General features: G+C 67.7%; 8 protein-coding genes. 5 read left to right on the top strand and 3 right to left on the bottom strand.

What is annotated here, in order from left to right; translation table 11 throughout:
• Positions 1–34 precede the first annotated feature (34 nt).
• The 3 genes from ABNT58_RS29605 to ABNT58_RS29595 form a co-directional block, all read right to left on the bottom strand.
• A complete protein-coding gene (locus tag ABNT58_RS29605; protein ID WP_348756930.1) occupies positions 35–2,299 on the bottom strand; it encodes an ATP-binding protein in 2,265 nt (754 codons plus the stop codon).
• Between the two features lie 56 nt (positions 2,300–2,355).
• Complete coding sequence (locus ABNT58_RS29600; protein WP_348756929.1) at positions 2,356–3,090, bottom strand: response regulator transcription factor; 735 nt, start codon at positions 3,088–3,090, stop codon at positions 2,356–2,358.
• A gap of 113 nt (positions 3,091–3,203) precedes the next feature.
• Positions 3,204–4,181 (bottom strand): NADPH:quinone oxidoreductase family protein, encoded by a 978-nt coding sequence (locus ABNT58_RS29595; RefSeq protein ID WP_348756928.1) that lies wholly within the window; start codon positions 4,179–4,181, stop codon positions 3,204–3,206.
• Positions 4,182–4,286: 105 nt separating this feature from the next.
• Between ABNT58_RS29595 and surE the strand changes: the two genes are divergently transcribed.
• From surE to ABNT58_RS29570, 5 genes are all read left to right on the top strand, one after another.
• Positions 4,287–5,039, top strand: coding sequence for a 5'/3'-nucleotidase SurE (surE, locus tag ABNT58_RS29590; protein ID WP_348756927.1), 753 nt, complete (start codon positions 4,287–4,289; stop codon positions 5,037–5,039).
• Positions 5,036–5,857, top strand: a complete 822-nt coding sequence (locus ABNT58_RS29585; RefSeq protein WP_348756926.1) for a protein-L-isoaspartate(D-aspartate) O-methyltransferase — start codon at positions 5,036–5,038, stop codon at positions 5,855–5,857. Before surE ends, ABNT58_RS29585 begins: the two co-directional genes overlap by 4 nt.
• A gap of 16 nt (positions 5,858–5,873) precedes the next feature.
• A complete protein-coding gene (locus ABNT58_RS29580; RefSeq protein WP_348756925.1) occupies positions 5,874–6,779 on the top strand; it encodes a peptidoglycan DD-metalloendopeptidase family protein in 906 nt (301 codons plus the stop codon).
• 27 nt (positions 6,780–6,806) lie between these two features.
• A complete protein-coding gene (gene rpoS / locus ABNT58_RS29575) occupies positions 6,807–7,829 on the top strand; it encodes an RNA polymerase sigma factor RpoS (protein ID WP_348756924.1) in 1,023 nt (340 codons plus the stop codon).
• A gap of 27 nt (positions 7,830–7,856) precedes the next feature.
• The coding region (locus ABNT58_RS29570; RefSeq protein WP_348756923.1) for a TRAM domain-containing protein at positions 7,857–8,363 on the top strand (507 nt) is incomplete at its 3' end.

Genomic DNA, 8,363 nt, shown 5'->3' with positions numbered 1-8,363 from the left:
CGACCCAAATTCAGATCGTGGGCGGCACCCTGGATCATTCGTGTCGGGCGCTTGCCGCCAGCGAGGGAATCCAGATACGGCACTGGATCCCTTGAGGTATGCGGGTGCGCCACTCCACGTGGCCGCTGAGTTGGCGAACTCGTTTGCGTACGCCGTTCAGGCCAAGCCCATGCATCCATGATTCAGGGTCCGCGCCCTGGCCGTTGTCGCTGACGGTGATCGTGAGTTGACCTTTGTCGTACACGCCGTCGACCTCCACCCGGGTGGCTGCTGCGTGGCTGATGACGTTGTTGATCAACTCGCGCAGCGCACGTGTCAGTGCAGACCACTGCACGACGTTCAGCGCGACGTCTTCGTCGACGCTGAACGACCAGCCCAGATCGCAATGGACCGCGCCCAGGCGTTGGCTGATGTCGGCCTTCCATTCCGCAGCTGCGTGCGACAGGCGGTGGTTGGAGGCCGCCAGGCCGCGGGTCAGGGTTTTGAGGTCCTTGAGCGTGTGCCGCACATACTCTTCGGTCTCGGGGTCGGGCGCCTTGTACATCAGCGTCAACAGACGGGCGCCGATGTCGTCGTGCAAATCCTGCGCAAGCCGGGCGCGCTCTTCACTGCGACCCTGCTCGACCGCCTGGTCGAAGGCCACCGCACGACGCAACTGCTCGCAAATGCGGGTGGCCAGTCGCGCATCTTCATCGCAGAAGATGCGGGTGCCCTTGCGCGCGTAGCGAAGCAGGATCGACGTCTCTGGCGCCAGCGCGTCGCCGCCCGGCATGGCAGGCACAGGCACGATGAGGGTGGAGCCATCGCCGGTGACGCGAGCGGCAGGCGCATGGCGATGCACCAGCATCGCTTCGAGCGGCTCGAACAGTTCGCGCAGCAGCTGCGACAACCGCGTGCCGACCTGGTCCGGCCGCCCCTCCAGCTCGCGCGCGAGGCGGTAGAGCTGCTCGAACGCGCGCTCGGTGGTGAGCACGGTGTTGCCCAGCACACGATTGAGCAGCCATTGGCGTACGCCCGCGTAAAGCCCGAGCGAAATGAACAGCGCCAGCGTCACCGACGCAAACTGGCTGAGCGAAAACGCCGCGACGAACAACAGATCCAGCGAGGTGGCCACGGTGCTGACGCCAGCCAGCATTGAAAACTCGCGCAGCACCTGCTGAGAGCGAGACAAAAAAGGCAGCAACCCCAGCAGTGATGAGAGGAACACCACCCAGACCGTGGAGCCGATGGCATTGGCGAAGTGCGCGATGTCCGCCCGCCGCGAGGCGGCGGCCATGGCCAGGCTCAGCAACAACAAGGTGCACATGGCCACGGTCGACAGCCGACGCAACAGCAGGGCGGCCGGGTGTGGTGGACCCTGGCGCTGGCTGCTGAGCTGCAGCACGGTGAGCGCCCCCAGCGTGAGCGCTGCCCCTTGCACCCACCACCAGGCAGCCGGCAACTGGCCGGCCAGGATCAGCACGGTCAGCAAACCAGCCAGACACCAGGCCAACGTGGCCGAGGCCCAACGCGCGCGCACCGGCACCGGGTGCAGGCCGGTGGCGTGCACCAGGGCGGCTGCGGTCACCAGGTCGAGGCAAGTGCGTACGGGAAAGTCGAGCGCCAGCAGCCAAGGCGGCAGCAGCAGCCCCGGCATGGACTCGGCCGCGATGAAGACAAGATTGGCCGCCTGGCAGAACGCCATCACGGCATACATCGCATTGCGCTCGCTGGGGCGCGCGGCCAGGACCACCGCCGCGGTGAGGTACAGCGCCAGCGCCAGTGTTGCCATCAGCCAGAACCCGGCGCCCAGACCGGTGATGCCGCGCGGATGGGACCGCAGGCCCACGGGGGGTGCCTCGGCCAGCACCAGCGTCACCGGCCCGATGGCCATCGCAGCGTTGAGGCGCTCATGCATCGTGGCGTGGCGATGACGTTCTTCGTCGTCGACGATCCAGCGTGGCGCGCGTTGCAGCAGCGTGGCCGACACCGGCAGGGGCCTTCCATGGGCGTCCAGCAGGCCCAGCAGCGTGGCCGGCTCGGCGGGCATCCCCAGTCGGCCATGCACGGCCGTGACGATCAAGCGGCCGGACGCATCGGCGTTCCAGCTGGCATCCAGCGTGGGCGTAGTGGCCAGCGCGCGCACCAGCAGGAACAGCGCCAGACAGCCCAGCAGGGCTGCCATCACGACGCTGCGTGACCGCCAGTTCAGGGCCCGCGCGGCTTCCAGCGGGCGCCCCACGCTGCGCTCCCAGGCTGGCGAATCCAGGCCCGCTTCAGCCGCAGCCTCGGATGCCAGCGACGCAGCGGTACGGCTCATGGTGGTCGGTCAGGCGCGAAGACGCCCCCAGGAAGATGCGCGTGGTGCCAGGTCGTTCAGACCAGCCCCTGCTTGCTGGCCAGCACCGCGGCCTCCGCGCGGCTGGAAACGTTCAGCTTCTTGTAGATGGACTTGATGTGGTCGTTCACGGTGAACCACTTGATGCCCATCAGGCTGGCGATTTCCTTGATGGTGAAGCCCTTGCTCAGGTAGGTGAGCACCTCGTTTTCACGCGGCGTCAGCCGCTCGTGATCAAGCGGCTTTTCGATCGGCACCGGCCGGCTGGTGCCGAAACCGAAGGGTTTGGAAAAGCCCGAATCCAGCGTGCCGCTGTCTTGCTGGCTGCCGCGGAAGTGGGTCAGCAGCCGGCGGGCAATGGCCGGCGACAGCGGGGGCTGGCCACGCACGATCTTCTGCAGCTCTTCGACCAGCACCTCGAACCGGTCTTCCTTCAGCAGGTAGCCGTCGGCGCCGCGTTGCAGGGCGGGAAAGAGGTGATCGTCGTCCGAGTAGAGCGTGGTGACGATCTTGGTGGCCGGGTAGTGCACCAGCTCGGCCAGCAGTTCCATGCCGTTGCCGTCGGGCAGTTCCAGGTCGACCAGGATCAGCTTGAACGGATCGACGCCATGCAGGCCACGTGCGCCGCCCGTCAGATTGATGTGTTTGCGGGCGCTTTCCAGGTCGCCCGCTTCGGTGATGACGATCGTGTCGCTGAAGCTTTCGCGTACCACGCGGCACAGGAAGCTGCGCGCGACCGGATTGTCTTCCAAGATCAGGACCTTGACGGCCATGGCTCCACCCTTCTCATGCGACGTCGAACACAAATGTGTTCGCGGCGCAGATTGTGCGGTGCATCGTAGCGCAAGCGAGGCCCCCCTAGGAGGGGGGAGTCTGCGATGCCGACTCAGGGATTGATGAGAAGTACCTTGCCACGCACCTGCCGGGTGCCCATGCGTTCGTACGCCGCATGCAGCTCGCTCATCGGCAGCCGGGTATCGATCACGGGTTTGATCTTGCCCTGGGCATACCAGTCGGCCAGTTGGGCCATGGCGGCGGCGCTGGCGCGCGGCTCGCGCCGCACGAACTCGCCCCAGAACACGCCCACCACCGAAGCGCCCTTGAGCAAGGGCAGGTTCCAGGGCACGGCAGGGATGCTGCCGGCCGTGAAGCCGATGACCAGGTAGCGTCCGCGCCATGCGATGGACCGGAAGGCCGCGGTGGCGAAGTCGCCGCCCACCGGGTCGTAGACCACGTCGGGGCCCTTGCCGTCGGTCAGGGTCTTGATCGCTTCGCGCAGGTCGGTGGTGCTGTAGTTGATGGTGGCATCGGCACCGATCTCGGTGCACAGCTGGCACTTTTCGTCGGAGGAGGCAGCGGCGATCACCCGTGCGCCGGCAGCCTTGGCAATCTGGATGGCCGAGGTGCCCACGCCGCCGGCCGCGCCCAGCACCAGCACCGTTTCGCCGGGCTGCAGCGCGCCGCGGTCCATCAAGGCATGGTGCGAGGTGCCGTAGGTGAAGGCAAAGGCTGCGGCGTCCTCCAGCGCGATGTGCGAGGGCAGCGGAATCACGCTGGTGGCCTTGACACAGGCGTGGGTGGCAAAGCCACCGGTGGCGCCGATGGCGGCCACGGGGTCGCCCACGTGAAGGTGCGTGACGCCTTCGCCCACGGCCTCGATGCGGCCCGAGAACTCCGCCCCCGGCACGAAGGGCAGGGGCGGCTTGACCTGGTACTTGTTCTGGACGATCAGCAGATCAGGGAAGTTGAGGCTGGCCGCGTGGATCGCGATCCTGACTTCGCCGGCTGCGGGCTCGGGCGTCTCCATCTGCTTCCACTGAAGGGCTTGCACGCCGATCGGGTCATCGCACACCCATGCTTGCATCGTGTTGTCTCCTGTCGCGGCAACGGCCGCCTTGGCGCCGGATGATAGGCAGCCAGGCCCGTGAACACGGTCACGCAGGCGACGGCGCAAACCTACAATGGCCCGATGCGCATCCTCATCGCCAACGACGACGGTTACCTTGCCCCTGGCCTTGCCGCACTCGTGCGGGCGATCGAGGGCCTGGGCGAGATCGACGTGATCGCTCCTGAACAAAACGCCAGCGGCACTTCCAATTCGCTGACGCTGGGCCGGCCGCTGCAGGTGTACAAGGCAGCCAACGGCTTCCATTACGTCAGCGGCACGCCTTCGGACAGCGTGCACCTGGCCATGACGGGCGTGCTGCCGCACCGGCCCGACCTGGTGCTTTCGGGCATCAACAACGGCGCCAACATGGGCGACGACACCTTGTATTCAGGCACCGTGGCCGCGGCGATGGAGGGCTTTCTCTTCGGCGTGCCGGCGATCGCGTTTTCCCAGGTGCAGCGGGGCTGGGAACACCTGGACGCCGCAGCGCGCGTGGCTCGCTCGGTGGTTGAACAGGTGCTGGCCTTGCCGCTGGACGGGCGACCCTTCCTGCTCAACGTCAACATCCCGAACCGGCCGGACGCAGACCAGTTGCCGCGCAAGCTCACCCGCCTGGGGCGGCGCCATGCCAGCGAGCCGGCGATCCGCCAGACCAACCCGCGTGGCGAGACCATCTACTGGATCGGCCCTGCGGGTGACGCGCGCGAAGCCGGCGAGGGCACAGACTTCCACGCCACCGCCTCGGGCTGTGTGTCCATCACGCCGCTGCAGGTCGACCTCACCGACCATGCGGCGCTGCCGGCCTGGCGCGAAGCGCTTGGGACGGTGGCATGACCACCCGGGCGCGCCAGTTCCCCATCCCGCTGGACCGGGCCTCTTCCAGCAAGAGCCCGGGGACAGCCACCCGGGCACCGCAGACCCTGCTGCGCCCCCAGCGCCCGATGCATGAGGCCGCAGAGGCTGCGCGTCGCCAGTCGGCACCCAGCGGTCTGGGGCTCGATTCCCAGGGCGTGCGCATGCGCATGGTCAACCGCCTGCGGGCCGACGGCCTGCGCAGCGAGCCGGTGCTGGCCGCGATGGCCCATGTGCCGCGCCACTTCTTCGTGGACACCGCACTGGCCGCCCAGGCCTATGAAGACACCAGCCTGCCCATCGGCCTGAACCAGACCATCTCCAAGCCCTCGGTGGTGGGGCTGATGATGTCGTTGCTGCTCGAAGGCCGGAATGCACAGGCGCGCGAGTCGCTGGGCAAGGTGCTGGAAATCGGCACCGGCTGCGGTTACCAGGCCGCCTTGCTGTCGGTGCTGGCCACGCAGGTGTATTCCATCGAGCGGCTCAAGCCCCTGCACGAGAAGGCGCGCGAGCTGCTGGCGCCGCTGCGCCGCAACAACCTGCGGCTGATCTACGGCGACGGCCGCGTGGGCCATGGGCCCAACGCGCCTTACGACAGCATCATCGCCGCCGCCGGTGGCGACGACATTCCGACGGCGTGGCTGGAGCAGCTGGCCGTCGGTGGTCGCCTGGTGGCGCCGATGCAGGCGCCGGGCGGGCGGGGGCAGGTGCTGGTCATCGTGGACCGCACCGAAACGCAGTGGCTGCGCCAGCAGCACGATGCCGTTCATTTCGTCCCCCTAAAATCCGGCGTTGAATAGCGGAGATTCCTTTCTGATGCGATTGCACTGGCAGCGCCCGTTCGGCGGGCGCACGACGAGTTCTTTCCCTCTGGTGGCCGCCTGCCTGCTGGCGGCAGTGCTCACCGGCTGCGCTTCGCCGCGCAACAAGGCGCCGGTGGAAGATCGGCAAAGCACCCCAGCGCGCACCGCGGGTGGCCCCGTCACGCCGGCCGAGGCCGACAAGCCGCCGCCGCCCGGCATCGAGAACTCGGGCAAGCCAGGCTACTACACCGTCAAGCCGGGTGACACGCTGATCCGCATCGGCCTGGAATCGGGGCAGAACTGGCGCGACATCGCGCGCTGGAACAACATCGAGAACGCCAACCTGATCGAGGTCGGGCAGGTGGTGCGCGTGGTGCCGCCGGGTGTCGATCCCGCGGTGGCGGCGGCCCGTGGCGTGCCGCCGGCCAAGGTCGAATCGCGCCCGCTGTCGGCCAGTGCTCCGGCCAGCGGCGCTGCTGCGGCAGCCAGCACGCCGGCGCCCGTGCCTGCGCCCACGCCGGTACCCGCCGCAGCTGCCGCCACGGGTGACGACGACATCAACTGGGCCTGGCCGGCACGGGGTTCGGTGACTGCCGGCTTCGACGAGTCGCGCAACAAGGGCTTGTCCATCGCGGGCAAGGCCGGCGACCCTGTGCTGGCTGCCGCCGACGGCCGCGTGGTGTATGCGGGCTCGGGATTGCGCGGCTATGGCAATCTGGTCATCGTCAAGCACAACAGCACCTACCTGACGGCGTACGCCCACAACCAGACCCTGCTGGTCAAGGAAGACCAGGCGGTCAAACGCGGACAAAAGATCGCGGAAATGGGTTCGAGCGACGCAGACCGGGTACAACTGCACTTCGAGATCCGCAAGCAAGGCAAGCCGGTCGATCCGGCCAAACTGCTCCCGCCCCGTTAAGGCATTCCATGGCACGGAGATCCACGCATGACCAGGCGAATCGAAACGCAGAACGGGCATGTCGTGGAGACGGGAGCGGCGCGCCTGGCGCCGGTGCCCCCGGCGCTTGATTCGGGCGATGAACCCGCCTACGACGCCGATGCCGGCGCCGAGGCGGCCGGCAGTGCCCGCGTGCCGGTGGACATTCCGCCCGGCGAGGGCGACGTCGGCAACACGCTGCAGACCTACCTGCGCGAGATCCGCAAGGCGCCGCTGCTGACGCCGCAGGAGGAATACGACACCGCCGTCAAGGCGCGCTCGGGCGACTTCCTGGCAAGGCAGTCGATGATCGAGCGCAACCTGCGGCTGGTGGTCAGCATCGCCAAGAACTACCTGGGCCGCGGCCTGCCGATGACCGACCTCATCGAAGAAGGCAACCTGGGGCTGATGCATGCCATCGGCAAGTTCGAGCCCGAGCGTGGCTTTCGCTTTTCCACCTATGCCTCCTGGTGGATCCGCCAGAGCATCGAGCGGGCGATCATGCACCAGGCCCGCCTGGTGCGGCTGCCGGTGCACATCGTGCGAGAACTCAACCAGGTGCTGAAGGCGCGCCGCGCGCTGGAAGCCGAGCATTCCCACGGGCCTGAGGGCGATCGGCCGGTGCGGGTGGAAGCCATCGCCGCCTCGGTGGGCCGGCCGGTGCAGGAGGTGTCCGAGCTGCTGAAGTTTGCCGAGCAGCCCGCCTCACTGGATGCGCCGCTGGAGCGCGATGCGGGCGAATCGATGCTGGACACGGTGGCCGACGAGCAGGCCATCGATCCGATGGGCATCACGCTCAGCCATGAAGTGGAGCAGTTGCTCAACCACGGCCTGGCCGAGCTGAACGACCGCGAACGCGAGGTGCTGGCCGGCCGCTACGGCCTGCGCGACCGCGAGCCCGAGACGTTGGAGGTGCTGGCCGAGCGCATGGGCCTGACGCGCGAGCGCATCCGGCAGATTCAGCAGGAAGCCCTGCTCAAGCTCAAGCGCCGGATGATCCGCCAGGGCGTGGACCGCGACTCCGTCTTCTGAGAGGGCTGCCACCGGATAATCCGGTGCATGACTCAACAGAATGAATGGCTGACGGTCGAATCGCTGGACCTGGAAGCCCAAGGCGTTGCCCATAACGAAGAAGGCAAGGTGGTGTTCATCGAAGGCGCCTTGCCCGGTGAGCAGGTGCAGGTGCAGGTGGGCCGCCGCAAGAACGCCTGGGAACAGGCCACCATGACGGCGATGCGCCGCGAAAGCTCGCAGCGCGTGACGCCCGGCTGCCCGCACTTCGGTCTGCATGCCGGTGCCTGTGGCGGCTGCAAGATGCAGCACCTGCACGTGGGCGCGCAGGTGGCCGTCAAGCAGCGCACGCTGGAAGACAACCTGTGGCACCTGGGCAAGGTCAAGCCCGAGCGGCTGCTGCGGCCCATCGAAGGCCCGGCCTGGCATTACCGCGACCGCGCGCGGCTGTCGGTGCGGCACGTCATCAAGAAGGGCGAGGTGCTGGTCGGCTTCCATGAGCGCAAGCCGCGTTACATCGCCGACATGAAGGTGTGCCCGGTGCTGCCCAAACAT

The organism is uncultured Aquincola sp., from assembly GCF_964001545.1.
Lineage (GTDB): Bacteria > Pseudomonadota > Gammaproteobacteria > Burkholderiales > Burkholderiaceae_C > Aquincola.
The sequence above is the reverse complement of the archived record's forward strand: the minus strand, read 5'-3'. Positions and strand labels throughout refer to the sequence as shown.

What these genes read in the sequence shown, in the direction of transcription:
- ABNT58_RS29605 (WP_348756930.1), bottom strand. Translation starts at nt 2,299, where the DNA reads ATGAGCCGTACCGCTGCGTCGCTGGCATCCGAGGCTGCGGCTGAAGCG.
- ABNT58_RS29600 (WP_348756929.1), bottom strand. Translation starts at nt 3,090, where the DNA reads ATGGCCGTCAAGGTCCTGATCTTGGAAGACAATCCGGTCGCGCGCAGC.
- ABNT58_RS29595 (WP_348756928.1), bottom strand. Translation starts at nt 4,181, where the DNA reads ATGCAAGCATGGGTGTGCGATGACCCGATCGGCGTGCAAGCCCTTCAG.
- surE (WP_348756927.1), top strand. Translation starts at nt 4,287, where the DNA reads ATGCGCATCCTCATCGCCAACGACGACGGTTACCTTGCCCCTGGCCTT.
- ABNT58_RS29585 (WP_348756926.1), top strand. Translation starts at nt 5,036, where the DNA reads ATGACCACCCGGGCGCGCCAGTTCCCCATCCCGCTGGACCGGGCCTCT.
- ABNT58_RS29580 (WP_348756925.1), top strand. Translation starts at nt 5,874, where the DNA reads ATGCGATTGCACTGGCAGCGCCCGTTCGGCGGGCGCACGACGAGTTCT.
- rpoS (WP_348756924.1), top strand. Translation starts at nt 6,807, where the DNA reads ATGACCAGGCGAATCGAAACGCAGAACGGGCATGTCGTGGAGACGGGA.